At 35.5% G+C, this 25,769-nt stretch carries 24 protein-coding genes; 17 read left to right on the top strand and 7 right to left on the bottom strand.

The genetic code is table 11. The annotated features are described in order from the left end of the window. Positions 1 to 58: 58 nt before the first annotated feature. From LOK41_RS20575 to fsa, 7 genes are read left to right on the top strand one after another with little or no spacing between them, the layout of a single operon-like run. Positions 59 to 1,030, top strand: coding sequence for a LacI family DNA-binding transcriptional regulator (locus LOK41_RS20575; RefSeq protein ID WP_241818083.1), 972 nt, complete (start codon positions 59 to 61; stop codon positions 1,028 to 1,030). Positions 1,031 to 1,043: 13 nt separating this feature from the next. Further along, positions 1,044 to 1,940 carry a ribokinase gene (gene rbsK / locus LOK41_RS20570; protein ID WP_241818082.1) on the top strand — a complete coding sequence of 299 codons (897 nt, stop codon included), beginning with the start codon at positions 1,044 to 1,046 and terminating at the stop codon, positions 1,938 to 1,940. Continuing rightward, positions 1,937 to 2,332 (top strand): D-ribose pyranase, encoded by a 396-nt coding sequence (gene rbsD, locus LOK41_RS20565; RefSeq protein ID WP_241818081.1) that lies wholly within the window; start codon positions 1,937 to 1,939, stop codon positions 2,330 to 2,332. Before rbsK ends, rbsD begins: the two co-directional genes overlap by 4 nt. Positions 2,333 to 2,350: 18 nt before the next feature. Continuing rightward, positions 2,351 to 3,835 (top strand): sugar ABC transporter ATP-binding protein, encoded by a 1,485-nt coding sequence (locus LOK41_RS20560; RefSeq protein ID WP_241818080.1) that lies wholly within the window; start codon positions 2,351 to 2,353, stop codon positions 3,833 to 3,835. 3 nt (positions 3,836 to 3,838) lie between these two features. Continuing rightward, positions 3,839 to 4,774: an ABC transporter permease subunit gene (locus tag LOK41_RS20555; protein ID WP_001074633.1), complete on the top strand. Its 936-nt coding sequence runs from the start codon at positions 3,839 to 3,841 to the stop codon at positions 4,772 to 4,774. 14 nt (positions 4,775 to 4,788) lie between these two features. Then, positions 4,789 to 5,712 carry a ribose ABC transporter substrate-binding protein RbsB gene (gene rbsB / locus LOK41_RS20550; protein ID WP_241818079.1) on the top strand — a complete coding sequence of 308 codons (924 nt, stop codon included), beginning with the start codon at positions 4,789 to 4,791 and terminating at the stop codon, positions 5,710 to 5,712. 35 nt (positions 5,713 to 5,747) lie between these two features. After that, the gene (gene fsa, locus LOK41_RS20545) at positions 5,748 to 6,395 is read left to right on the top strand and encodes a fructose-6-phosphate aldolase (RefSeq protein ID WP_241818078.1); all 648 of its coding nucleotides are present in this window, start codon (positions 5,748 to 5,750) and stop codon (positions 6,393 to 6,395) included. Positions 6,396 to 6,473: 78 nt separating this feature from the next. Here fsa and LOK41_RS20540 read toward each other — a convergent pair whose 3' ends face one another. Continuing rightward, complete coding sequence (locus tag LOK41_RS20540) at positions 6,474 to 7,262, bottom strand: helix-turn-helix domain-containing protein (RefSeq protein WP_347269345.1); 789 nt, start codon at positions 7,260 to 7,262, stop codon at positions 6,474 to 6,476. Positions 7,263 to 7,663: 401 nt separating this feature from the next. On the opposite strand from LOK41_RS20540, the gene LOK41_RS20535 reads away from it, so the two are divergent. Next, positions 7,664 to 8,074: an RDD family protein gene (locus LOK41_RS20535; protein WP_241818076.1), complete on the top strand. Its 411-nt coding sequence runs from the start codon at positions 7,664 to 7,666 to the stop codon at positions 8,072 to 8,074. 403 nt (positions 8,075 to 8,477) lie between these two features. Here the strand turns inward: LOK41_RS20535 and LOK41_RS20530 are convergent, their stop codons facing one another. Next, positions 8,478 to 9,632: an MFS transporter gene (locus tag LOK41_RS20530; protein WP_241818075.1), complete on the bottom strand. Its 1,155-nt coding sequence runs from the start codon at positions 9,630 to 9,632 to the stop codon at positions 8,478 to 8,480. 226 nt (positions 9,633 to 9,858) lie between these two features. On the opposite strand from LOK41_RS20530, the gene bdhA reads away from it, so the two are divergent. The 3 genes from bdhA (at position 9,859) to cerA (ending at position 12,462) form a co-directional block, all read left to right on the top strand. After that, a complete protein-coding gene (bdhA, locus tag LOK41_RS20525; protein WP_241818074.1) occupies positions 9,859 to 10,911 on the top strand; it encodes a (R,R)-butanediol dehydrogenase in 1,053 nt (350 codons plus the stop codon). A 119-nt stretch (positions 10,912 to 11,030) separates the two neighbouring features. Then, the gene (locus LOK41_RS20520; RefSeq protein ID WP_241818073.1) at positions 11,031 to 11,375 is read left to right on the top strand and encodes a potassium channel family protein; all 345 of its coding nucleotides are present in this window, start codon (positions 11,031 to 11,033) and stop codon (positions 11,373 to 11,375) included. A gap of 235 nt (positions 11,376 to 11,610) precedes the next feature. Continuing rightward, positions 11,611 to 12,462 (top strand): phospholipase CerA, encoded by an 852-nt coding sequence (cerA, locus tag LOK41_RS20515; protein WP_241818072.1) that lies wholly within the window; start codon positions 11,611 to 11,613, stop codon positions 12,460 to 12,462. Between the two features lie 55 nt (positions 12,463 to 12,517). Here cerA and LOK41_RS20510 read toward each other — a convergent pair whose 3' ends face one another. Next, entirely contained in the window at positions 12,518 to 13,669 is a 1,152-nt protein-coding gene (locus LOK41_RS20510) for a VanZ family protein (protein WP_241818071.1), read from the bottom strand. A gap of 143 nt (positions 13,670 to 13,812) precedes the next feature. Further along, entirely contained in the window at positions 13,813 to 14,115 is a 303-nt protein-coding gene (locus LOK41_RS20505) for an antibiotic biosynthesis monooxygenase family protein (RefSeq protein WP_241818070.1), read from the bottom strand. Positions 14,116 to 15,008: 893 nt separating this feature from the next. Between LOK41_RS20505 and LOK41_RS20500 the strand changes: the two genes are divergently transcribed. The 4 genes from LOK41_RS20500 (at position 15,009) to LOK41_RS20485 (ending at position 17,986) form a co-directional block, all read left to right on the top strand. Then, positions 15,009 to 16,244, top strand: a complete 1,236-nt coding sequence (locus LOK41_RS20500; RefSeq protein ID WP_241818069.1) for a 3D domain-containing protein — start codon at positions 15,009 to 15,011, stop codon at positions 16,242 to 16,244. Between the two features lie 103 nt (positions 16,245 to 16,347). Then, complete coding sequence (locus LOK41_RS20495; RefSeq protein ID WP_174100264.1) at positions 16,348 to 16,575, top strand: helix-turn-helix transcriptional regulator; 228 nt, start codon at positions 16,348 to 16,350, stop codon at positions 16,573 to 16,575. Next, a complete protein-coding gene (locus LOK41_RS20490; protein WP_241818068.1) occupies positions 16,568 to 17,041 on the top strand; it encodes a DUF2178 domain-containing protein in 474 nt (157 codons plus the stop codon). The genes LOK41_RS20495 and LOK41_RS20490 overlap by 8 nt, the downstream gene beginning before the upstream one ends. A gap of 309 nt (positions 17,042 to 17,350) precedes the next feature. Then, positions 17,351 to 17,986, top strand: a complete 636-nt coding sequence (locus LOK41_RS20485; RefSeq protein ID WP_241818067.1) for a class A sortase — start codon at positions 17,351 to 17,353, stop codon at positions 17,984 to 17,986. A 21-nt stretch (positions 17,987 to 18,007) separates the two neighbouring features. On the opposite strand, the gene LOK41_RS20480 is transcribed toward LOK41_RS20485, so the two are convergent. After that, positions 18,008 to 19,393 carry a peptide MFS transporter gene (locus tag LOK41_RS20480; RefSeq protein WP_241818066.1) on the bottom strand — a complete coding sequence of 462 codons (1,386 nt, stop codon included), beginning with the start codon at positions 19,391 to 19,393 and terminating at the stop codon, positions 18,008 to 18,010. Positions 19,394 to 19,802: 409 nt separating this feature from the next. Between LOK41_RS20480 and brnQ1 the strand changes: the two genes are divergently transcribed. Next, positions 19,803 to 21,104: a branched-chain amino acid transport system II carrier protein BrnQ1 gene (gene brnQ1, locus LOK41_RS20475; RefSeq protein ID WP_241818065.1), complete on the top strand. Its 1,302-nt coding sequence runs from the start codon at positions 19,803 to 19,805 to the stop codon at positions 21,102 to 21,104. Between the two features lie 41 nt (positions 21,105 to 21,145). Here brnQ1 and LOK41_RS20470 read toward each other — a convergent pair whose 3' ends face one another. Further along, the gene (locus tag LOK41_RS20470) at positions 21,146 to 21,682 is read right to left on the bottom strand and encodes a DUF3916 domain-containing protein (RefSeq protein WP_241818064.1); all 537 of its coding nucleotides are present in this window, start codon (positions 21,680 to 21,682) and stop codon (positions 21,146 to 21,148) included. Positions 21,683 to 21,866: 184 nt separating this feature from the next. Here LOK41_RS20470 and LOK41_RS20465 point away from each other — a divergent pair, with 184 nt between their 5' ends. Continuing rightward, positions 21,867 to 23,588, top strand: coding sequence for a DUF2339 domain-containing protein (locus LOK41_RS20465; protein WP_241818063.1), 1,722 nt, complete (start codon positions 21,867 to 21,869; stop codon positions 23,586 to 23,588). A 240-nt stretch (positions 23,589 to 23,828) separates the two neighbouring features. Here the strand turns inward: LOK41_RS20465 and LOK41_RS20460 are convergent, their stop codons facing one another. Beyond that, complete coding sequence (locus LOK41_RS20460; protein WP_241818062.1) at positions 23,829 to 25,223, bottom strand: amino acid permease; 1,395 nt, start codon at positions 25,221 to 25,223, stop codon at positions 23,829 to 23,831. Positions 25,224 to 25,769 lie beyond the last annotated feature (546 nt).

Raw genomic sequence — 25,769 nt, 5'->3', positions numbered from 1 at the left:
TTAGAAATGAGTTATATTATTTCGTGTAAACGGTTACATGTGATAAGGAGGGAAGAGAATGAGTACGATAAAAGATGTTGCAAAATTAGCGGGAGTATCTGTTGCGACCGTTTCCAGAGTGTTAAATAAGAACGGATATGTTCACGAAGATACGTTAAAAAAAGTAGAACGAGCAATTGAAATGCTGGATTATAAACCGAGCACAGTAGCACGTTCTCTGTATAATAAAAAGTCTCGTTTAATTGGTTTAGTCGTTCCGAACATTGTGAATCCATTCTTTCCAGAAGTTGCACGTGCCGTAGAGGATGTAGCGCATAAACAAGGTTACACAGTCGTACTTTGTAATTCCGATGAGAGTTTAGAAAAAGAGAAACAATATATTGATGTATTGAAACAAAATAACGTAGATGGATTTATTGTAGCGACAAATCCACAAAATAGTATGAATTACATAAATCTATCTGTACCAGTTGTGGCAATCGATCGCATGTTCAATGAACGGATTCCAACCGTATATGCAGATAACTATGCGGGGATTCAAGAAGCGACCAAGTTGCTATTAGAAAAAGGGTGTAAACACATCGCGCATATTCGTGGTCCCCGTGACGTAAGCACAGCAAATGAGCGTTTTGAAGGATTTGTGGATATGATTACACAATATAGGCTTTCTTATATGATTGCAGAAAGTACATTTGATCCAGCAGATAGTGAACGTGTGGCAACGGAGCTGTTAGAAGAGTACCCGCATATTGACGGTATTGTAGCTGGAAATGATTTAATTGCAATTGGTGCAGTAAAAGCAGCATTGCAAAAGGGAATCTCAATTCCAGACGATTTGCAAATTATAGGATTTGATGGTATTTCATTAACGGAAATGATGTACCCATCCATTACAACGGTTGCACAGCCTATTTATGAGATGGGGCGCATTGCAACTGAATTATTGTTAGAACAAATGGAAGGAAAACCATTAGAAACCGAACATTATCGTTTACCGATTAAAATTATAGAACGAAATACAACGAAGTAAGGAGATGAGATATATGCCAAACATTGCAGTAGTCGGCAGTATTTCAATGGATTTAGTCGCAGTTTCAAAAAAGCGACCGAAAGCAGGAGAGACGGTAATTGGTGAAGCGTTTCATACAGTGCCAGGAGGAAAAGGTGCCAACCAGGCAGTTGCTGCAGTTCGATTAGGTGCGAATGTAGCAATGATTGGAGCAGTAGGAGATGACGCTTATGGTAAAATTGTTAGAAATAACTTAGAGAATGAACATATTTTTATCGATTATGTGGTACCGGTTACAGGTGAAACGACAGGAATCGCTCATATCGTTTTGGCGGAAGAAGATAACAGTATTGTTGTTGTACAAGGTGCAAATCGGCTTGTGAATGAGCAAATTGTAGATTGTGCAAAAGATCTTCTCGTAAAAGCGGATATGGTTGTACTGCAGTTGGAAATACCACTGGAAACAGTGGAATATGTTCTTAATATTTGCGAAGAGCATAAAATTCCAGTGATGTTAAATCCAGCACCGGCACAATTTTTATCAGCAGATATTTTGGAAAAGGCAACATATATTACACCAAATGAGCATGAGTGCCGCATCGTATTAGATGATTTTACGTCACCAATTGAAGAGTTACTTGCGAAATACCCAAATAAGTTATTGATGACAGAAGGTAGTAAAGGCGTTCGTTTCCATAATGGTACAGAAGTTGTTCATGTTCCAAGCATTTCTGTAGAAGTAGTAGATACGACAGGAGCTGGCGATACTTTTAACGGTGCATTAGCGGTTGCACTTGCGGAAGGTGAGCTACTGGAAAAAGCAATTCGATTTGCAAATATTGCTGGTGGTCTTTCTGTAACAAAGCTAGGAGCACAAGGCGGTATGCCAACACGGGAGAGACTCCGAGAAGTGCAGGTGATTGTCGGATGAAAAAGCATGGAGTATTAAATAGTGAAATCGCTGCTGTGCTTGCTTCACTTGGGCATACAGATACAATTGTGATTGCGGATTGTGGCTTACCAATTCCTGACGGTGTGAAACGGATTGATTTAGCTGTTGAACTTGGAAAACCATCTTTTCTAGATGTATTACAAGTTGTAGCAGATGATATGGCAGTTGAAAAACTAACATTAGCAGAAGAAATTACTACGTATAATGCAGAGGTAAACCAAGAAGTTGAAGAACGCTTGAAAGAGGCTGCTTTTGAATATGTATCTCATGAACAGTTTAAAAAACGTACAAAACAGGCGAAGGCAATTATTCGTACAGGAGAAGCAACACCATATGCGAACGTTATTTTACACGCAGGCGTGATTTTTTAATAAAGGGATGTGATAAGAATGCGAATTGAGATGAAAAACATTTCAAAAGCGTTCAATGGCAATCCTGTTTTGAAAAATGCACAGTTTAGCATTGAAACAGGAGAAGTCCATGCACTGATGGGGGAAAATGGAGCAGGTAAATCAACGCTCATGAAAATTTTAACAGGTGTATATAAAAGAGATGGTGGTCAGGTCACGATTGATGGACAAGAACGAACTTTTAAAAACGCGAAAGAAGCAGAAGAGTACGGAATTGCTTTTATTCATCAAGAACTAAACATATTGCCGAATTTAACAGTAGCTGAAAATATGTTTCTTGGAAAAGAGCTTATGTACGGAAAAACAGGTATTCTGCGTACGCGTCAAATGAATGCTATTGCGCAAGAGCAATTAGCAAGTCTTGGGCTACATGTAAAAGGGGCTATGCTCGCTGGGGAATTATCTGTTGGGCAACAGCAAATTATTGAAATTGGTAAGGCATTAATGACAAATGCAAGCGTTATTATTATGGACGAGCCTACCGCGGCTTTAACAGATCGTGAAATTGAAACACTCTTTACGGTTATTAATAAATTACGCACAGAAGGTGTATCGTTTGTTTATATTTCACATCGCATGGAAGAAATTTTTTCAATCTGTGACGCTATTACTATTTTACGTGATGGAGAATATGTGGGAACACGGTTAATTCCTGAAACGTCATTTGATGAAGTGGTAAGCATGATGGTTGGCCGTAGTATTGGTGAACGTTATCCAGAGCGAAATGCTAAGATTGGCGAAGTTATTTTTGAAATGCGTAACGGCACGAAAACAGGAAAGTTTGAAAATATTTCGTTTCAAGTGAGAAAAGGAGAAATTCTCGGTGTCGCTGGATTAATGGGAGCTGGTCGCACAGATATTATGAAAGCGATTTTTGGCTATGAACCATTAGATTCAGGGCAAATATTAATCAATGGACGAGAGGTGAAAATTGACAGTCCAATTGATGCGATAAGGCAACGAATTGCTTTTATTACTGAAGATAGAAAATCCGAAGGGCTTGTATTAGACTTTTCTATTCGTGAAAATTTAGCATTACCTAATTTAGAAAGTCTTTCAAAAGGTAGTGTGATGGATAAAGGAACGGAAGAGCAGTTTACAAGGGATATGATGAAGCTTCTGAATGTAAAGGCGGCAAATGGGGAACAGCCTGTCAAATCACTTTCTGGTGGCAATCAACAAAAGGTCGTTATTGCAAAGTGGCTAGGAATACAGCCGCAGTTGTTAATTCTAGATGAACCAACGCGCGGCGTCGATGTTGGAGCGAAAAAAGAAATTTACTCAATTATGAATAAGATTACTCATCAAGGCGATGCCGTTATTATGGTTTCATCCGAACTACCTGAAGTATTAGGAATGAGCGATCGTGTTCTTGTTATTCATGAAGGAAAAGTAGGCGGCATTTTAGAGAAAGATAAAGCAACACAAGAGTCCATTATGGCATTAGCTACAGAGGGAGAATAAGTTATGGCTAAAAAGGGGAATGTTCTGCAACAACTCGGTTCTTTAATTGGATTAGCACTTATTATCGTAGTTATTACGGCATTAAATCCAGCATTTATTGAAATTCCAAACTTATTTAATATTTTAAGGCAAGTATCGATAAATGCACTCATCGCATTTGGAATGACCTTCGTTATTTTAACAGGGGGTATTGACTTATCGGTAGGTTCTATTTTAGCATTATCAAGTGCACTTGTTGCTGGAATGATGGCAAGTGGCATGGATCCGTTCCTGGCAATGGCAGTTGGACTATTGGCTGGTCTTGTAATGGGGATTGTAAACGGTATCATCATTGCGAAAGGAAAAGTGGCACCATTTATTGCGACTTTAGCAACAATGACCATTTTTCGTGGGCTCACACTTGTTTACATGGACGGACGTCCGATCACTGGCCTTGGCGATCATTTAATGTTCCAAATGTTTGGTCGTGGCTATTTCCTTGGTATTCCGGTGCCAGCTGTAACGATGATGATTGCTTTCGCAGTTCTGTACTTCATTTTAAAGAAAACGACATTTGGTCGCCGTACTTTTGCAATTGGTGGGAATGAAGAAGCAGCGGCATTATCAGGGATTAATGTAACGAGAATAAAAGTAATGATTTACGGTCTTTCCGGAATTTTGGCAGCGCTTGCGGGTATTGTCTTAACATCACGATTAGATTCTGCACAGCCAACTGCTGGTACTTCTTATGAATTAGACGCAATTGCTGCAGTTGTATTAGGAGGAACAAGTCTTTCGGGCGGAAGGGGTTGGATTGTCGGCACCTTCATTGGTGTACTGATTATCGGCGTATTAAATAACGGTCTAAATTTATTAGGCGTATCTTCCTTTTTCCAACAAGTTGTCAAAGGACTTGTTATCTTACTTGCTGTATTAATTGATCGTCGAAAAGAAGCGTAATGGAGGGACAATTTATGAAAAAATGGTTACTTGTACTCGTTGCACTTATCATGGTAATCACTGCTGGTTGTTCAATGGAACCGCCAGAATGGGCAAAGGATTCTAGCGATAAAGGTCGAAATAAAACTATTAAAGTTGGATTTTCTGTTTCCACTTTAAATAATCCATTTTTCGTTACGTTGAAAAAAGGTGCAGAAAAGAAAGCGAAAGATAGTGGCATTGAATTGATTGCTGTTGATGCGCAAAATGATGCAGCGAAGCAAACGAATGATGTCGAAGATTTAATTCAAAAAGGCGTTGATGTCGTTGTGATTAATCCAACTGATTCAGATGCGGTTGCTTCAGCTGTAAGTGCAGCGAATGCGGCAAACATCCCTGTTATTACAGTGGACCGCGTTGCAAACTCAGGAAAAGTTGTTTCACACATTGCATCAAATAATGTAGAAGGTGGCCAAATGGCTGGTGACTACATTCGTGAACTTGTTGGTGAAGGAGCAAATGTCGCTGAGTTAGAAGGGATTCCTGGATCTTCTGCTGCTCGTGAGCGTGGGAAAGGATTCCATAACGTAGCTGATAAAGGATTAAAAGTTGTTGCAAAACAAGCTGCCGATTTTGATCGTGCCAAAGGATTATCAGTTATGGAAAACATATTACAAGCAAATAATGATATTAAAGCAGTATTTGCTCATAATGATGAAATGGCATTAGGTGCGCTCGAGGCATTAAAATCTGCTGGGAAAACAGATGTCGTGGTTGTTGGATTTGATGCAACTGACGATGCTGTGAAGGCAGTTAATGATGGGCGTATGGCAGCAACTGTTGCGCAAAAACCAGGGTTAATCGGAGAGAAGGCGATGGAAACAGCAAAACAAGTGAGCCAAGGTAAAAAAGTGGAAAAATTCATTCCGATTGAATTAGAGCTTATTAAGAAAAAATAAAATATAAACTTACATTTAGGAAGGAAGAAATACAAATGAAATTTTTTATTGATACAGCAAACATTGATGAAATTAAAGAGGCAAATGATTTAGGCGTATTAGCAGGTGTAACAACAAATCCATCACTTGTAGCAAAAGAAGGCGTAGATTTCCATGAACGTATTCGTGAAATTTGTGGTGTTGTAGAAGGACCTGTAAGTGCAGAAGTAATTAGCTTAGAAGCAGATAAAATGATTGAAGAAGGAAAAGAATTAGCAAAAATTGCTCCAAACGTTGTTGTTAAAGTACCAATGACAAAAGAAGGCTTAAAAGCAGTAAAAGCATTCTCTGATCTAGGAATTCGTACAAACGTTACGTTAGTGTTCTCAGCAGTACAAGCATTGCTTGCAGCGCGCGCTGGTGCAACATACGTATCTCCATTCTTAGGACGCTTAGATGATATTGGTCATAACGGTATGGACTTAATTCGCCAAATTGCTGATATCTTTGTAATTCACGACATTAAAACAGAAATTATCGCAGCATCTGTGCGTCATAGCGTTCACGTAACTGATGCAGCATTAAACGGTGCACATATCGCAACAATTCCAGCGAATGTAATCGGAGCATTAGTAAAACACCCATTAACAGATCAAGGAATTGAGAAGTTCTTAGCTGATTGGGAGAAAACAAAAGGGAAATAAATATGAAAAAAATCACAACTCATTTGTTTGAGTTGTGATTTTTTGTTATATAGAAAAGCTTATGGAGGGATAAAGCGATTAAAGATGATTCATCTTTTCTCTCACTTTTTTTCGAAGTTTAAAACTTAAGCGATTACTATGTTCTTCATTTTCTACTAAAAGCTTATATGCTTCTAATATTGCTGCTATGCGAATGAAAATGTAGATACCAACAGCAATTAATGCCACACAAATCGGATAATAGGGAACTAAAACTCCTGAAGTTATATTTTTTCTCTCTAACAAAAATGGTATTCCACCTGCTGCTATTGAACAAATTCCAACCACTATTACTGGAGCATATCTCTTTTTAATATTTGTATATTTTGCTGCTAACTCTTTAAGAAAGTTTTGATCAAACATTAAAGCCTCTTTTTTAAGGATTTTATATTTATTATCTTCTATAGATATGGCTGTCACAATCGTTCCGATACCGAGGACAGCAATTATAATGATAAGAAATGTATAGATTGCTGGATCCTGTTTAAAAAGCAAATATGGTACGGTAGATAAAATAAGTAGGCTAAACCCTAAAGCAATATATTTAGAAATTTTTTGTTCATACAACAAATACCCCTCTGCCATTTCTCTACTTACATAATATCCTGGTTCATTTTCACTGCTTTGCTTGGCTGTATCTTTTAGTAAATAATCAACAGATACTTCGAAAATATTTCCAATCATTAAAAGTTTTTCAGTTTCAGGAAACCCTTGACCATTTTCCCACTTACTAATCGCTTGCCTTGAGGTGTTTAATTTTTCAGCTAAAGCCTCTTGAGAAAGGCCTTTTTCTTTTCTTAACTTAAAAAGTTTTTCACCAAAAGCCATATGTATAACCCCCTTTGTTTTGATAACTAAATTGTATATAAACATTGCTGTCTGTTCTATCCTATGAGAAATGCACTTTGTCAACTTACGGTTGCAATTATGTTATTATGATGCATTTTTTATATGATTTAACTGTATAACCAATATTTAGAATTTTCAAGCGTTGAAATCGCCGAATGTTATGTTATAACGATTTCAAAAACAAAGGCTTATCAAATACTGTAGGGAAAAGAAATATTTCCAAGGAAATTGTCGAGATATATACAAGAGCTATCCAATCTCTATTGGAAATGATGAAAGGGACATTGCGTATAGATATAAGGTCGGCTATATTTAAAATTAAACATACAGAAAACATTGACTTAAAAAGAGGAGATTGTTTCAAAAGGAGTGGGAGCAACGTGTATGAAAGGGAACCTGCAGGGTTTTGGAAGAGATTTTTAGCTTGTATTGTTGATGGGTTATTGATTGTTCCTATGTATATTATGTTTTTAAGTTTAGATGTATCCAAGTCTCATACGGAAATGATCGTAAATATTTTAAACTTTTTATATTTCCTGATTGTACCTGCAATATGGCTAGGGTTTACAATAGGGAAGAGAGTAATAGAAATCCAAATTATTCGTATAGATGGGGAAAAGATTACATTATGGACTACATGTAAGCGTTATTTGATAGCTATAATTGTATATACACTTACATTAGGAATTGGCTTTATTGTAAGTGCATTTATGGTAGGTTTGCGTGAGGATAAAAGAGCAATTCATGACCTTATTGCTGGGACACAAGTGATAGAAGTATTGGATGAATAGAAGATAAAGGCGACAAAAATTATTATATAAATGAGGATACTAGAATAACTCATTTGAAAAGGTAATTAACTATTATAGTTAGTTACCTTTTTATATTTTTTAGAGAGTATGGAAGAGATTTTTGATTTGAATATGAAAAAAGTTTAAGTTGTATTCCACAAATATATGAAGGGAATAGAGTGGTAGAAAGTATTTTGTGCAGAAAAATAAAAATCTTTATATAATCAAAATAAATATATATCAATGTAATGATTTTATATATGTATCAATTGAGAGATGGTGTTTCAGTTAAAAGAAATGCTAGATCTTATACTATCACACTAACAGATATCCGAGATGGACATGTTACAGCTTATGTTCTTGATACGAAATGTTTTCGATAATAAAAAGACAATGATGGGATTTAACCCATCATTGTCTTTTTCGCTTTTCCTCTTACATAAATCATAGAAGCAAATGTGAGTAAGAATGCGGTTCCAATTACAAAGCTTACGCTCGGTGATGCACCGATTGCCCCCACTGTACAAGATCCTGCGACAACGCCTAATGAGAAGAATGCATAAAATAATCCGAATGCCTTCCCGCGTTTATCTTCAGTTGTATTTTCAACGAGTAAAGCATTAATAGATGGGAAGAGGATGGCGAATCCAATTCCATAAATCATCATCACAACAAAGAGCATACCTTTTGTTGTAAAGATGCCAAGTAATGATAAGGCAAATGCCATGACTGCAATACCAATTAGCATCATTTTTGAACGGTCAAAGCGGTCAAAAATACGATTTGTCGGTAGCAAGAAGAAGAGAATAGCGGTAATCCCAAATACACTTAGCATCATGCCTGTTGTTGATGCTTTAAGCGCTAATGCTTCTACTTTTACGGGTAACATATATGTGACGATTCCTTGTGAAAACATCAATGTAAAAGCGCCAATATATGCTTGTAATAATGGTTCGGATTTTAGTAATCCTATTATATCTTCTTTGTTCATCATTTGAGTTCGTGAAGTATCTTTTCTAGTTACATTGTTTGGTAACAAGAAAAGGGAAACGATTGTACCGAGTACCATTAAAATCGAAATCGTAATAAAGACCCATTCAACGCCTGCAGTTGCTTTCATAATTCCACTGAAGGCAGGGCCGACGATAGCGGCTGTTCCGACAGCAGCACCGGATAGTGCCATTGCTTTCCCTTGTTTTGTAGATTTCGTTTGCTTAGATAGGAAAGTAAAAGCTGCAGGGATTAAGAAGCCATCACTAAATCCGTGTAAAAAGCGAACGATAAGTAATTGTTCACTGCTTTGAACAACCGTATACAATAGTACTATGAAACTCGTAATTCCCATACTTATATAGAGCACTTTCTTTGCTCCGAATTTATCAACGGATGCACCTGCGATAATATTGCCAATCATATTGGCAAACGAGTACATCCCGACAACAAGACCGATAATAAGAGGAGTTCCTCCGAGGCTTTGTGCGTAAGTACTCATAATAGGTAATTGTGAAAATGTATCTAAAAACGCTACGATAACAATAAAATAAATGAAATATTTCAAGTGATGTTCACCTCTCCTCTGCTATTATGGCACAATGCGAAATTCACCTGCAATGAAATTGAATTAACAGATGTGGGAAAAAAGTACAAAGTGACAAAAAAGTGAACTTTTTCTGTTAAAATTTAGTGAAATCAATATTAGTATTTTGAAATATATGGATAATAGTACTATAATAGATTTGTAAACTTCACCAGGTTAAGTATATACATAGAGAGGGATGCATAAAATGAAAGCATTACTTTGGCATAATCAACGTGATGTAAGAGTAGAAGAAGTTCCAGAACCAACTGTACGACCAGGAGCAGTAAAAATCAAGGTTAAATGGTGTGGTATTTGCGGAACAGATTTACATGAATATTTAGCAGGACCTATTTTTATTCCAACAGAAGAACACCTACTAACACATGTGAAAGCACCTGTCATTTTAGGTCATGAGTTTAGTGGTGAAGTTGTTGAAATCGGTGAAGGCGTTACAACTCATAAAGTAGGGGAACGCGTTGTTGTAGAACCTATTTATTCTTGTGGTAAATGTGAAGCTTGTAAACATGGTCATTATAACGTTTGCGAACAACTTGTTTTCCATGGCCTTGGTGGCGATGGCGGTGGCTTCTCTGAATATACTGTAGTACCGGCAGATATGGTTCACCATATCCCAGATGAAATGACTTATGAACAAGGCGCACTTGTAGAACCAGCAGCAGTTGCAGTTCATGCAGTACGTCAAAGTAAATTAAAAGAAGGTGAAGCGGTAGCTGTATTTGGCTGTGGCCCAATTGGACTACTTGTTATTCAAGCTGCTAAAGCAGCAGGTGCAACACCTGTTATTGCAGTTGAACTTTCTAAAGAACGTCAAGAATTAGCAAAATTAGCAGGCGCTGATTACGTATTAAATCCAGCAGAGCAAGATGTGCTAGCAGAGATCCGTAACTTAACAAACGGTTCAGGCGTAAATGTTAGCTTCGAAGTAACAGGCGTTGAAGTTGTACTTCGCCAAGCAATTGAAAGTACAAGCTTTGAAGGACAAACTGTAATCGTGAGCGTATGGGAAAAAGACGCAAAAATCACTCCAAACAACTTAGTATTAAAAGAAAAAGAATTGGTTGGTATTCTTGGATATCGTCACATCTTCCCATCTGTTATTAAATTAATTAGCTCTGGTCAAATTCAAGCAGAGAAATTAATTACGAAAAAAATTACAGTGGATCAAGTTGTCGAAGAAGGATTTGAAGCGCTTGTAAAAGATAAAAATCAAGTGAAAATTCTTGTTTCACCTAAATAACATATAATATAGAAGAAAGTAGTCTTTTTCTAGAAATAGAAGGAGGCTACTTTTTTTATGTATAGAAAGGTGATAGACTTTCCTGTGAAGAATTAGCTTGAGTATGAAGGGAGAGTCGTATGCTTTCATTTTTACTTACTTTGAAACGAATGTTAAAAGCTTGTTTAAGGGCTTGGAAAGATAAAGAATTTCAAGTGTTATTTGTGTTAACCATTATAACGTTAATATCAGGGACTATTTTTTACAGTACGGTAGAGGGATTGCGTACAATTGATGCATTGTATTTTAGCGTTGTAACGTTAACGACAGTTGGTTATGGTGATTTTAGCCCACAAACAGACTTTGGAAAGATTTTTACGATCTTCTATATTTTCATTGGAATTGGTTTAGTGTTTGGGTTTATTCATAAACTAGCAGTAAATGTTCAATTACCAAATATATTATCAGGTCGAAAAAAAGAGTAGAAGCAATCAGGTATATATCCTGATTGCTTTATTTTTTACAATATTTTAGCTGTTTCTTTGCAGAGGATTAATATTTGTCCACTACAATGAAATTTACAGGATAATGATATGAACATTTGCATCATTTATTTTCTCAATAAAAATTAATAGAAAGGTGAGATATTCTAATCATAGGTTAACCATATGATGTGAATTACACATTCAAAGTAAATGAATAATAAACGGAGGTTTTCATATGAAAAAGAAAGTATTAGCCCTAGCAGCAGCTATTACATTAGTAGCGCCATTGCAAAGTGTAGCATTTGCTCATGAAAATGAGAGCGGAAATAAGGTAAGGGTAATTCAATATTGGTCTGCTGAAGATAAGCATGCAGAAGGTGTAAATTCCCATTTATGGATTGTCAATCGCGCAATTGATATTATGTCCCGTAATACAACGATTGTACAACAAGATCAAGTGGTACTATTAAAGGAATGGCGTACAGAGTTAGAGAATGGTATTTATGCTGCTGATTATGAAAACCCTTACTATGATAATAGTACATTTGCTTCTCATTTCTATGATCCTGATATAGGGAAGACGTATATTCCTTTCGCTAAGCAAGCAAAAGAAACTGGGGCTAAATATTTTAAACTTGCTGGTGAATCGTATCAAAAACAAGATATGAAACAAGCATTCTTCTATTTAGGTTTATCGCTTCATTACTTAGGGGATGTCAATCAACCGATGCATGCAGCAAACTTTACGAATCTTTCTTATCCACAAGGTTTCCACTCCAAATATGAAAATTTTGTAGATACAATTAAAGATAATTATAAAGTGGCTGATGGAAATGGATATTGGAATTGGAAAGGAACAAATCCTGAAGATTGGATTCATGGAGCAGCTGTAGCTGCTAAGCAAGATTATGCAGGCATTGTAAATGATACTACAAAAGATTGGTTCGTGTGGGCAGCTGTATCGCAAGAATATGCTGATAAATGGCGTGCAGAAGTTACACCAACAACAGGAAAGCGTTTAGTAGAAGCGCAGCGTGTCACAGCGGGATATATCCAACTTTGGTTTGATACATATAGAAATCGCTAGAATGATTGATGACTTCTTAGCAAAAATGTTTTCTATTCATGAAAAAAGCTGACAATTATTTGTCAGCTTTTTTGAGTGTAATTGCATTTCTGGTATGGCTTATATGCTCATAAAATAATAATTTATCTCGACTAAATACATGTAATAATACATGTAGAATGAAGAGACCATTAATTGAGAACATAAACAGTAATATAATGAACATAATTAATGGATTAGTCTGATTCAATATGGAACTACTAGAGAGAATATAGTTCATTCCACCTAAAACAAAATAGAACAGACCGTAACGAATAAATAATTCTTTAATGGTAATTCGCTTATTTTTACCTTTTATGTGAATACGAAGCAACGCTTTCCCAGTTGTTTTTCCGTTCGTCAAATACGGAATGACGATGAAGTAAATGAAGACGGCGCATATGGTGAAAATAAGTTCATATAGATTCGTATAAGACTGGATACTAGAAATAAAAATAGAATTCCCTTTATTTTTTATAACTGGTACAACAATGGATAAGAAAATCCAATCAATTTGCAGTGCGATTAGGCGGCGAATAAATCCAACTGGTTTCGTAGCTAAGTCGATATGTGCATCTAATTCATTTGATTTAGGAAGGAAGTACGTGAATATTGGTGCAATGAAATAACCAACTGCTCCTCCTAGTGTATTTAAAAATAGATCGTCAATATCGAATAAACGATACGCACAATTATATATACCGTACAATCCAGTTACTTGTGTCACTTCAAAAAATAGTGAGAGACAAAGTGAAAAGAAGATTGTTCGTAAAAAACCAAGGCGGAAATAGTAACGTAAATATATGCCGAATGGAATCGTTAACAGTGCATTGAATGCAACTTGTAAAAAGGCAGATTCTTTTAATAAGTAGAAATAGGTAGCAGGCTTTGCTAATATGGCTGCTGTATGGTTGCTAATTTCTTGGATGAAATAAAACGGTACAAGCTGAACGTGTTGTGTATTAGCTGGCTGCAGGCTGCATGTATCGTAAGTTTGCGGCAGCGGTAAGATAACAAGAAAATAAGCGTTTAGCAAGTAAAGCAGCAAAGAATATAAAATAAATGAACGCCATTTATTTAAATAGCCATATTTTCTGTAATTAAATATTAAAAATGGAATCAATAGAATCATTGCTAAAATGGGGAATAGAATAAATGCCGTTTTAATTGGAAATAAATAAGTTGTCAAAATGTGGCTCCTTTCAAAAAAAATCGGAATCTATTATACCTTTAATAAAATGTAAAATCAAATTTTATTTTTTAGATGCCGAATTGTTTCAATAGGAAAGAGGGATGAAGAAGAGCCTTACTGCAATTTTGCAGAAGGCTTTTTTAGTGCGGATATTTAACATGCGTAGCATTGGATTTTGATGAGAGAATATAGCTTTGGAATTGTTCCTTCCATGGCATAGGTGTAGTTTCTTGTTTTTGAGAAATCCACTCATGATAATCTGATTGTGTTTTCCATAATATACGAATCATATATTCGTTGCCATGTTCAGTGCGCTTCATACGAGAGAATTCTAGATTAATAAACCCGTATGTACCAGAGTTTGGATAGTATTCTTGTAAAGAACGAATAATTTTTTCTTCATAACCGAATTTAATATGAATGAGTTTAGTAACAATAAACATGATTGCACCCCTTTTGTATTAGTAATGAGAAATTAGAGTGAATATCCTGTTTCAGTCATAACATGTGCAATCCCTCCTGTTATTCTTACGAGGCTAGGGTATGTTGTAATATCGATTCATCCCGTTCGTAATTAATTGTATAAGGTGTGATGCAATTAATATTATACTATTCTGAAAATTTAAAGTAAATAAAAGGAAGACGACAAATTTTTTATAAAAAGAGCTGTCCTACTGCTAGGACAGCTCTTGCATTCTTATAGAAAAATGATAGTGAGTACGCCTACAATGACACAATAGAAAGAGAAACGAAGAGCTGTTTCTTGTTTCTTCCTTGTTATAGTTCTCTAAAAAACAACTTGTCCATTATAACAAAGAATACTTTCAAATTGACGAGAAATTGAAAAAGACAAAAATTTGCCATCAAATGTAAGGGGAAATGAGAGGTTAGTCACTTGAAATTATTTTAATATATAAGTCACGGTGATGAAGGACAAAAAGTAATCTGCAATAGTTTTTTGTTGTGCAATAGAAAAAGCGGCTTCTATGGCTGGATGCTTTCTCCCGTCTAAAAGGAAAGGGATTATGTCAGTTTTTAATTTTGATTAATATAAGCTGTAGCAGGTTGTCGTACGCTGTCAAAAGACTAATTTTGTATTAGTAAGGTTCCAACAGGATTTGACAATGTTTTTAATGTCGTGTAATCTGTTGTTTCTAATATGCGAATCTATTTTTTTGTAAGATTTGTATGAAAAACAGTTGTTAAAAGTTAAGAGTTTATTACATTTTATGGTTTATTTTTATTTTTTTGTCATTAAAAATAAAGTGTATTTAATGAGTTTGTAAACAAACTGTAAAATAAATCATGTATAACTGTATGAGAAGGGAGTCGGATTATGAACTATTTTAAGCGAATCAGTAGTCTAGTATTAGCAGGAATTATTGGTCTTTCTAGTACAGTCGCTGTAAAAGCTGAGTCAAACGACGAGAAACTGAACAACATGCAACAGCAATTGCAGCAGAATGACAATGATATTCAGCAAAAAGAACAAGAAAAGCAAGCTGTTAATAAAGAAATACAAGGTATTGAAAGCGAACTACATAATTTAAATAATACAATTACAAAAAACAAAGAGGAACAAGCTGCTATTCAGAGTAAAATCGATGAAACACATAAGCAAATTGAACAGAAAAAGGGAGAAATTATCGTTTTAGAAGATAAAGTACTTGCCCGTAAAGATATTATGAAAAAACGTATGGTTTCTGTTCAAAATAGCTCAAATACGAGTTTAGTAGTCGAAGTTGTAGTAGAATCAAAGAATTTTGCTGATTTCTTACAACGTATGAATGCAGTCTCTACAATCTTAGATGCAGATAAAGAGATTTTACGTCTTCAAGAGCAAGATCTTCGTCAAATTGAAGAAGATAAAAAAGCAATTGACGAAAAAGAGGCATCTTTAGAATCAGATAAACAAAAATTAGCAAAAGCACAAGCGAATTTACAAGAAAACTTGAAAAAACGTCAAGAAAACTTACAAGCTGTGCAAACAAAATATAATCAAATCGCAAGTCAAATTAATTTAGCTGAACAAGAAAAAACAAAAATTGAAGCGAACATGAAAGAAGTGCAAGAAACAATTGCTCGTGAGCAAGAAGCTGCAAGATTAGCAGCAGAAGCTCAAGCAAAAGCAGAAGCAGAAGCGAAAGCACAAGCAGAGGCTTTAGCGAAGGCGAAAGAAGAGGAAAAGGCAAGACAAGCAGAAGCGGCTAAGCAAACGACTTCAGCACCTGCATCTCAGCCAGAACCAGCACCTGCTAAAGGCGGTCGTGAAATCTATGTAGAAGCAACTGCTTATACAGCTGATCCGGCAGAGAATGGATATAAACCGGGTGAAATTGTGAAATCGAAAATGGGTCATAACTTAACTGCAAACCCAAATATGAAATTAATTGCTGTAGATGATGCGGTTATTCCGTTAGGATCTCGTGTATACGTTGAAGGATACGGAGAAGCGATTGCTGGAGATACAGGGGGAGCGATTAAAGGGCATAGAATTGATGTATTAATGCCAGATAAAGCTTCATCTAGTGCTTGGGGCCGTAAAAAGGTTAAAGTTACAATTTTAAGTTAAAATCAAATCCAACTTTACATTAGGTAAAGTTGGATTTTTTTGTGATTTTAATGTTAAGTTGAGTTTACATTTTGTAAAGTCTAGCATACAATAATGGTAAGAGGTGGTGAATTTGTCCATTTGTAATAGAGTAAAGGAGCTAAGAGCTCGTTTTAACTTCACCCAAAGTGTATTAGCTGAAAAAGTTGGTGTGACACGGCAAACGATTGCTGCAATTGAAAAGGGTGATTACGTTCCATCGTTGTTATTAGCACTGACGATTTGTGATGTATTTGATTTAAAGATGGAGGATGTGTTTGTTTTAAATAAGGAGGGAGAAAAAGTTGAATAGAATTATGCTGTCATATGTAGTGAATGTGTTATTTATCGGGTTGGCTAGTTGGGCGTTTGTTAAATTTTATTATGCTGTTATAGAGTTGGAAAATATTATTCAAAGTGAGAAAGTACCATTCGAGGTAACAATAAATATCATACCGTTTTTATTGCTATTGATTATGGCTGTTGTATCAACTATTTTTTATAAAGTGCAAAAGAAAAAATATAAGAAATTATCCTTTTGGATGTTTCCTCTTTTATTTCCACAAGATGATGAGCGTGAGGAAGTCATTACCGCAAAAGCATGTCGTACAACTTTTATGGCACTTTGGTTTGTGATACCGACTGGAGCTACACTACTTGTTATGCATCCGATTGTTAGTCCGTATGTTCCAGCATATCCACTATATGTTGTATTATTAATCTTTTTTATACAAATGACGATATTCCATATTTCGCTGTATCGAAATAAAATTGCTTAAAGGCGTGCCACGTGCGCGTTTTTTTATTCTATTTTTTACAAAGAATTAACCTATGTAAAGGGAAAGGTTTACAAATATTTTTTATGATAGAAATGGAATTTCATCATCGGCTGGCGCAGCGCCGGAAGGTATTCATAAAATAAACGGTCGAGATCTATTTGTGAGTGCAGATGAGGCTGATGGAGTGTTGAGTTTTTAGCATATTAGTAAATAAATTTCTTTTCCTTTTGGTCTCATACTTGTACATATAGCTATCTTACTTTATCATCTTATATAGAAGTAAGTTTTTGTAAAGGGAAGGAATTATGTATGAATAAGCGGAGAATATATAGTATACTATCAATTCTTTTATTTGTTGTAGGTGGTATTTTAATTGGTAAGCCATTTTATGGTGGGTATATGGCAGAGAAGAAGCAAAAAGAAAATGTACAAGCTGTTCAGAAGATGGAATATCAAAAACAGGATACACAATTTGTAGATGCATCTAAAATTAACCAACCTGATTTATCAGAGGTAGCAAATGCATCATTAGATAAAACACAAGTAATTGGTCGTATTGAGATTCCAAGTATTTCATTGAAACTACCAATTTTAAATGCTTCTACTGAGAAAAACTTATTATCAGGAGCAGCAACTGTAAAAGAGAAGCAAGAGATGGGAAAAGAAAATTATGCATTAGCAGGACATAATATGTCGAAAAAGGGTGTTTTGTTTAGTGATGTATCCTCGTTAAAAAAGGACGATAAAATTTACCTGTATGATAATGAAAATGAATATGAGTACACTGTGACGAATGTGACAGAAGTAACACCTGATAAATGGGAAGTTGTAGAAGATCACGGGAAAACAGAAGTTACACTTATTACATGTGTGTCTGTATCAGATAACTCCAAGCGTTTTGTTGTTACAGGGGATTTTGTTCAGACTAAGAAAATAAAAAGCTGAGGGAGCAATCCCTCAGCTTTTTTAGTCCATCCATTTTACTAGTTTTTTAGATAGTAATAATAAAACACATCCTAAAACAATAGCGACAGCACCTATAACTGTGAATACTTCTGCATATCCAAGTGAAGTTGTAAAACTAGCGAGCTGCCCACCTAAGATGTTGGCAATACCTGAACTAGCTAACCAAACGCCCATTAGTAATGAAGCAAGTTTTACTGGTGCTAGGGAACTAACCATTGATAGTCCAACAGGTGATAAGAACAATTCACCTAATGTATGGAAAAGATAAGTGAAAACAATAAATAATAGGTTTGCTTTCTCTGTAATGTTGTGTTCATCACTACCTGTTTTTAATGTAGCGATAACAAGAACTATATAACCGATTCCAAGTAAAATCATACCGAGTCCCATTTTCGTTGGGATTTTTAAGTCTCCACGTTTGGTTGTAGCAAGCTTAGCCCATAGTGCTGAAATAGCAGGGGCAAGTAAGATGATAAAGAGTGGATTGACTGATTGGAACCAAGATGTTGGGATTTCCCATCCGAATACAGAACGATCAACAAACTTGTTTGTATATAGTGTTAACGAGCTACCGGCTTGTTCAAAACCAGCCCAGAAGAAGACAACGAAGCAAGTTAAAATAACGATAACTGCTGTATGTTGTTTTTCTTTTTTTGTGAGTGGTGTATTACCAGCTGTTTCTTTACCTGATGCTGTTTGTAGATCTCTTGTTGGTTTTTTACCGATATCGCCAAGGAATCGGTTGGATAACGTTGTAAATAATATTTGACCGATAATCATACCGATTGAAGCGGCTAAGAATCCGTAACGGAAACCGTAATGAACAACACCATCTACTGTTGTTTTGAATAAATTTTCTGATAAAAACCCGCAAACGAGTGGAGCTAAAAATGAACCGACGTTAATACCCATATAGAAAATGGTAAATGCACTATCACGTTTTGGATCATTTTCTTCATAAAGTTCGCCAACAAGTGTAGAGATATTTGGTTTGAAGAAACCATTACCAATAATAATAAGCGCTAGCCCAATGTATAGTCCGATTTGATTTTGCAAAGCGAATAACGTAAGGTTACCGATTGCCATTGTAACGCCGCCTATTGTGATTGCTAAGCGTCTTCCAAGAAAACGGTCTGTTAAGTATCCACCAATCATTGGAGTAAAATAACAAGCTCCAGTATAAAATCCGTAAATTGAAAGTGCCCAAGCTGGACTAAACCCAAGGCCACCGCTTACTAAAGCTGTTGTTAAATATAGTGTTAATAATCCTCGTAATCCATAGTAACTAAATCGTTCCCACATTTCTGTGAAGAAGAGTAGATATAAACCTGGAGGATGTTTCTTGTTTCTTTGTTGTTTTTTCTCAAGTTGTATCGGTGATTCCATGTAAGTTTCCTCCTGACACAAACGAAAACAAAGTTAATAGTTTTGTATATTTAATATTTTACTTTATTAACTATTAAAAGTCAATAAAGGTCGATTTTTCATAAGAAATTGGAAACCTTCAAAGATATAGAATGGGGATTTCTTTTGTGATAGACTATGGACTATGTTTGTTTTAGTGGGGAAATAAAAAACATCTAAAACCTTTCTTTTTTAGATGGAAGAGAGGATCCGGCGATGGCTAGAAGCGGTCAGTGCCTTTTTAGCCCCATGCGATGGAAAACAAAAGTAGAAAACGAGTGGAGGTCTTCTTTTGTTTACATAGCCGCAATTTATATGTTGAAAAACAAAAATAGATGTATATAGGATGAGAAGGATTCTATCTTATTTAAAAGTAAAGAAGGAGAAAGAAATGAAATCATTACAGAAAAAAGAAATTTTGCTTATGAGCCTTATGCTATTCTCGATGTTTTTCGGGGCTGGGAATTTAATTTTTCCGCCTTTCCTTGGATATGAAGCAGGGGAACAGGTGTGGGTTGCATTGCTTGGCTTTATCATATCAGCAACAGGACTTCCGATATTAGGTGTAATTGCGATTGCGAAAGCAGGGAGTTTTCAAACTTTAGCAAATCGTGTACATTCTTCTTTTGCAATTATTTTTCCTTGTTTAATTTATTTGTTTATCGGTCCGGGGCTAGGGATACCACGCGCTGGGAGTTTAGCTTTTGAAATGGGACCAGGTCAGTTCTTTCCGGGAGCGGATAGTGTATTACTACTTATTTATACAGTCATCTTTTTTAGTATTGTATATTGGCTAAGTTTATCACCATCGAAATTGATGGGGCTGTTTGGAAAGCTATTAACACCTTTATTATTATGTATGATTGCTCTTATTTTTATAAAAAGTATGATTACACCAGTTGGAGAAGTTCAAGCACCAATAGGGAACTATAAACAATCTGCGGTATTTCAAGGGTTTTTAGATGGGTATTTAACGATGGACGCTTTAGCAGCATTAATCTTTGGAATTGTTGTGGCAAATGCTTTGCGCGCCAAAGGAGTACAAGATGAAAAAGGCTTAGCTAAGTATATGAGCATGGCAGGTATCGGCGCTGGTCTCTTATTATCTCTTATTTACGTTATTCTCGGATATATTGGATCGATAAGTGGCTCGCTTGGAAAGTTTGATAATGGTGCACAAGTGTTAGCTCACGTTATGACTGCATTATTTGGACAAAGTGGTACCGTATTATTAGGAATTATTTTTACTGTTGCTTGTTTATGTGTGTCAATTGGACTCGTTACATCATGTAGCCAATTTTTTGCGGAAGTATTTCCTAAAATTTCTTATAAAGTGTGGGCTTTTATTTTAAGTGCTACTAGTATGATCCTTGCGAACTTAGGGTTAACACAAATTTTACAAGTATCAGTTCCAATTCTTGGATTCATTTATCCAATTGCTTTAACACTAATTATTTTAGGACTATGCCATAAGTATATCGATAAGTATACGTATATATATCCAGTGACCATTGGACTAGTAGCGATTTTTAGTGGAATAGATATTTTAAATCGTAATGTGTTCCTTTCAAAATGGACACCTATGTTAAAAAATATTCCTTTATATACAGAAGGCGTTGGATGGGTTATTCCAGCGATTGTAGGCGGTTGTTTAGGAATGTTTGTAAGTGTTTGTATGAATAAAAAGGATTAGGAGGAGAAGGTGTTTTCTATACTAGAAAACGCCTTTTTTGTTTACTCTAATTCGCCTATAAACCACATTTCTTTATCGTTGTAATGAGGATCAGTGAAAATTTCTGTGTACCCTTTTACTTGTAATTCTTTAGGTATATGTAAACCGAACTCTTTTTCAATATTGCGTTCTTGTGATAAAGAAATCCACTGTGGCTCGTCTATAGGGCTACCTAAAAAAACTTCAAAAAATCGTTCTATGTCTTGTTTACTATATACTATTAAGATATTAGAAGTTTGTAAGCTAGGAAATGAGACACAAAAATAAATACGATACTCTTTTTCAGCTGTAGTTTTTAAATGGATGAAAAATTCTACTCGGTTAATGATTGTTTGTAAATAAAATTGTTTCACTGATTTTGATTTCATATGAGAAAGAGGAAACGGAAGATGAATAGACCAACAGCCTAGAGAAGATAGCTCAGTTGTGCTTGGTAAAGAACGTGTATGCGCGGTGGTATATTTTAAAAAATTTCGGCATACTCTCCTTAAACCACGAATTTTCCTTTTTGGACGACAATTCCAAACTGACTTTTTCATAGAAACACCTCATTTTACGAAAAAAGATTTCCATTTACTACTATAATAGCGAAAATAGGAGGTTATTAGGAGAAAATATCTTAAAAAATAGATAGTTAAAGAGTATGATATAAATAACTGGTAATTTATCCAATTGTTATGATGTATTTTCCTATTTCATCAGCATGATTAGAGGGGGGAGAAAATGAAAAAGGATTTGAGTAAAAGAATAGAAGCGCTAGAAACAACGATTGATACGTTGCAGGAGACGCTTTATGAGTTAAAAGCGCAGCAAAGAGTAATGGAAGAAGAAAAAGTTCACCAAGTCAGGGAACCGATTAAAGAGGAAATAGAAATTGGTATTCTGAAACCAAATATAAAAAAAGAAGAAGTTTTTGCTGATCAAGAAAGTGTGAAGGAACCAGAAATAAAGCAGGTAGATATATCTGCGTTTAAGCCAGAGCCATTTGATATTATAAAATTTTGTCAAACATGGCTGCCAAGAATTTTCGTTGCAATTATGTTGCTTGGAGTCATTTGGCTATTTAAGGCAGGAGTAGATGCAGGATTACTTACGCCAGTCATTCGGATTGTATTTGGGGTAGCGTTATCAGTTGGATTGTATTATATAGGGGATATGCAAATCAAACAGGAACGTCAAGCGCTTGGTCTCGTGCTAGCTGGAGGTAGTGTGACAAGTATTGTTTTAACAACATTTGCTGCACATTATTTGTATAACTTTTTTCCGGCCAGCGTTGCATTCATCTTAAATATTATTTGGATTATACTCGGTATTTATCTCGCTAAGCGATATCAATCAGAGTATCTTGCTATATTTGTATCGGTAGGAGCATTTTTTGTACCATTTTTATTAAATAGTGCAGCTCCTAATTCCTACATTTTCTTTGGATATGAAACGTTATTAACAATGAGTTTATTATGGTATGCATATAAAAATCGTTATCAATATTTATATATGGTGTCTTACGCTGTTTCTGTACTTGTAACGTTTATCTTCTTTGTAGTTATGACAGTATTGTTAGGAAATCTACACGTACAATTAACAGTTGTTTATGGATTGATTCATCTTACACTATTTTGGCATATGTTCATTGATCGAACTTTTATTTATCAACCGAGAATGGCAGCATTTAGCGCCAATGCAATCTTCTTTATAATGTCAATTGCGAAGATTCCTGAATTTACAACATGGGGATTATTGATAAGTGCGATTGTACACGCTGTAATGTTTGGAACTGAATATAGGAAAAATAAAAAATCGTTATTTACGGATCTTTTATTCGGTTTTGCGATGGGATCGTTTAGTTTAGCGATTTTATATGAATTTAGCTTAGTGAATGGATCTATTGTATTGATGTTACAAGGATTTTTAGGCGTTATTACTTCTACAAAGATGAAACAAGAAGTGAAATTGTATATAAGTGCTACTATCTATGCAATTGGTATGCTTCAGACGCTTGTTAGTCCGTTTGAGGCATTTATGTCAGCTGCTTTTGTAGCTCATCTCATTTTAGTTGGAACATTCTATTATGGCATGATGAAAGTGAAACCTATGTTACAACATTTTGGAAAGTATATATATTCTATTACGATGTATGGATTTATGGTACTGGTATTTATTACGATTACTAGAATAGGAGAAGTGCTTTCAACAGATGGCAGCATTATAAGTGTATATGTGTCACTTTTATGGATGATATATGCTTTAGTATCAGTTTGGTTTGGTCGTAATAGAAGAATGGATGAAATATTATATGCTGGACTTGTTGTATTAGTTGTAACAGTTGGTAAGCTATTTTTCTTAGATTTACCAGAAGTATCGATGATGATTCGCGCAGTGTTATTCTTACTTGTTGGTGGGCTAGGAATTGTTATTTCAAGAATGTTCTTCTCGAAAGAAAAATAATATATAAATCCAGATTGAAAAATTGATATAAACCAACTCCTTTTAGACGGAAGAGAGGATCCGCTCATGGCTAGAAGCGGTCAGTGCCTATTTTAACCCTATGCAATGTGAAAACTGAAGGAAAAGATGAGTGGAAGCCTTCTTGTACTTTTATAACAGCTACTTATATGTTGAAAAGTGAAACTAGATATATAGAGTTAAAAAGAAATACGACCTTTTCATTTGAAAAGGTCGTATTTTTTAACCAACTTTTGAAGAAGATGTAGGTGTATCTGTTTTATGAAAGCCTTTCATATAATACACGATGACAAGTGCAATTAACCAAATCGGGCCAACAATTAATGCGATTCGTGTATCCTTTGAATAAGCCATAATTCCTAATACTAATGCAAGGAAACCAAGCGAGAAATAAGAGCTTAAAGGATGTAATGGCATCTTGTACGTTAGTTTTTGTACAGATTGTGCTGGTAATCCTTTGCGGAAACGGATTTGTGCGACTAATATAATACCCCATGTCCAAATCGCGCCGAACGTTGAAATGCTAGTAAGCCATGTAAATACTTTTGCAGGAACAAGGTAATTTAAAATAACACCAACGAGTAAGACGAAGGAAGTTGCTATAATTCCGTTACTTGGAATGCCATTTTTATTTAAACGGCCGAATTTTCCAGGTGCTTTTTTTTGCTCGGCTAATGTAAATAACATACGTCCCGTACTAAATAAACCACCGTTACAGGATGAAAGAGCAGCTGTTAAGACAACAAAGTTAATAATACCCGCTGCTTTTGCTATACCAATTTGTTGGAATGTTAATACGAACGGGCTTCCTTTATCGCCAAGTTCATTCCATGGATAAATTGCCATCATAACAAATAAAGCACCAACATAGAACAGTAAAATGCGCCAAAATACGTTATCAATTGCTTTCGCGAGTGTTTTCTTCGGGTTTTGTGCTTCACCAGCTGTAACGCCGATAAGTTCGACTCCTAAATAAGCAAATAGAACCATTTGTAAGGAAAGAAGTAACCCAGAAAAACCATTTGGGAACCAGCCGCCATGTGACCAAAGATTTGAAATTCCAGTCGCGATACCATCATTTCCAAATCCAAATAGAATAATGCCTGTCCCAATTACAATCATACAGATAATTGTGACAATTTTAATTAAAGCAAACCAAAATTCAAGTTCCCCGAATACTTTTACAGATAAAAAGTTGAATGCACTCATTAATACGAGAGCCATTAATGCCCAAATCCAGCGCGGGATATCTGGGAACCAAAACTCCATATAGATACCAGCGGCAGTAATTTCCGCCATGCAAGTAATAACCCATAAAAACCAATAGTTCCAACCGGTGATATAGCCTGCTAACGGCCCTAAATAATCATATGCATATTTACTAAAAGAGCCAGCAACTGGTTGTTCAATTGCCATCTCTCCAAGAGCACGCATAATGAAGAAGATAACGAGTCCAGCAATCAAGTAGGCTAATAGAATAGAAGGTCCAGCTAATTTTATAGCGGAAGCAGATCCTAAAAATAGTCCTACGCCAATAGCGGATCCGAGAGACATCAATGTGATGTGTCGTTGTTTTAGACCGCGGTTTAAAGTTCCTGATTTGTTTGTTTGCTGCATAAAAAGTCCTCCTTATAGGATGAAAAAATTGAATACGCTTACTTGAAGTGAAACTATTTTAAATTATAAAACATTTCTGTCTGTTATGCTACAAAAATAATTTTTGTGTTCTGTACTATATAAAACTATTTGGATTTTGTAATATATAATTGAGGATAACTTGTCTTTGTGTTTCTCTTTGTTTAAAACGTGGCCATGGGGCTAAAATGGGTCCTGACCGCTTCTATACATGGCGGATCCTCTTTCCTAGCTAAAAAGGGAAGTGTGAAAATGCATTTAGATTTTCTAACATATAAATCACGGCTATGTAAACAAAAGGAGACCTCCACTCGTTTTCTCCTTTTGTTTAAAACGTGGCATGGAGCTAAAATAGGACCTGACCGCTTCTATGCATGGCCGGACGCTCTTTCCCAGCTATAAGAAGGGTTTTTCAATTTGTCAGACCTAAACTTAAAATTCGAACTATTAGTGAATATATTGACTCTTCTTTTTATGGATTGGTAAGATTAAGTATTACATTTTCTCGCATAATAATAAGAAAAGAAT

Origin of the sequence: Bacillus sp. TL12 (assembly GCF_022625245.1) — a bacterium.
Lineage (GTDB): Bacteria > Bacillota > Bacilli > Bacillales > Bacillaceae_G > Bacillus_A.
Note: the sequence above shows the minus strand (reverse complement) of the source record. Positions and strands in the feature narration are given on the sequence as shown.

What these genes read in the sequence shown, in the direction of transcription:
- LOK41_RS20575 (WP_241818083.1), top strand. Translation starts at nt 59, where the DNA reads ATGAGTACGATAAAAGATGTTGCAAAATTAGCGGGAGTATCTGTTGCG.
- rbsK (WP_241818082.1), top strand. Translation starts at nt 1,044, where the DNA reads ATGCCAAACATTGCAGTAGTCGGCAGTATTTCAATGGATTTAGTCGCA.
- rbsD (WP_241818081.1), top strand. Translation starts at nt 1,937, where the DNA reads ATGAAAAAGCATGGAGTATTAAATAGTGAAATCGCTGCTGTGCTTGCT.
- LOK41_RS20560 (WP_241818080.1), top strand. Translation starts at nt 2,351, where the DNA reads ATGCGAATTGAGATGAAAAACATTTCAAAAGCGTTCAATGGCAATCCT.
- LOK41_RS20555 (WP_001074633.1), top strand. Translation starts at nt 3,839, where the DNA reads ATGGCTAAAAAGGGGAATGTTCTGCAACAACTCGGTTCTTTAATTGGA.
- rbsB (WP_241818079.1), top strand. Translation starts at nt 4,789, where the DNA reads ATGAAAAAATGGTTACTTGTACTCGTTGCACTTATCATGGTAATCACT.
- fsa (WP_241818078.1), top strand. Translation starts at nt 5,748, where the DNA reads ATGAAATTTTTTATTGATACAGCAAACATTGATGAAATTAAAGAGGCA.
- LOK41_RS20540 (WP_347269345.1), bottom strand. Translation starts at nt 7,262, where the DNA reads ATGGCTTTTGGTGAAAAACTTTTTAAGTTAAGAAAAGAAAAAGGCCTT.
- bdhA (WP_241818074.1), top strand. Translation starts at nt 9,859, where the DNA reads ATGAAAGCATTACTTTGGCATAATCAACGTGATGTAAGAGTAGAAGAA.
- LOK41_RS20520 (WP_241818073.1), top strand. Translation starts at nt 11,031, where the DNA reads ATGCTTTCATTTTTACTTACTTTGAAACGAATGTTAAAAGCTTGTTTA.
- cerA (WP_241818072.1), top strand. Translation starts at nt 11,611, where the DNA reads ATGAAAAAGAAAGTATTAGCCCTAGCAGCAGCTATTACATTAGTAGCG.
- LOK41_RS20505 (WP_241818070.1), bottom strand. Translation starts at nt 14,115, where the DNA reads ATGTTTATTGTTACTAAACTCATTCATATTAAATTCGGTTATGAAGAA.
- LOK41_RS20500 (WP_241818069.1), top strand. Translation starts at nt 15,009, where the DNA reads ATGAACTATTTTAAGCGAATCAGTAGTCTAGTATTAGCAGGAATTATT.
- LOK41_RS20485 (WP_241818067.1), top strand. Translation starts at nt 17,351, where the DNA reads ATGAATAAGCGGAGAATATATAGTATACTATCAATTCTTTTATTTGTT.
- LOK41_RS20480 (WP_241818066.1), bottom strand. Translation starts at nt 19,393, where the DNA reads ATGGAATCACCGATACAACTTGAGAAAAAACAACAAAGAAACAAGAAA.
- brnQ1 (WP_241818065.1), top strand. Translation starts at nt 19,803, where the DNA reads ATGAAATCATTACAGAAAAAAGAAATTTTGCTTATGAGCCTTATGCTA.
- LOK41_RS20470 (WP_241818064.1), bottom strand. Translation starts at nt 21,682, where the DNA reads ATGAAAAAGTCAGTTTGGAATTGTCGTCCAAAAAGGAAAATTCGTGGT.
- LOK41_RS20465 (WP_241818063.1), top strand. Translation starts at nt 21,867, where the DNA reads ATGAAAAAGGATTTGAGTAAAAGAATAGAAGCGCTAGAAACAACGATT.
- LOK41_RS20460 (WP_241818062.1), bottom strand. Translation starts at nt 25,223, where the DNA reads ATGCAGCAAACAAACAAATCAGGAACTTTAAACCGCGGTCTAAAACAA.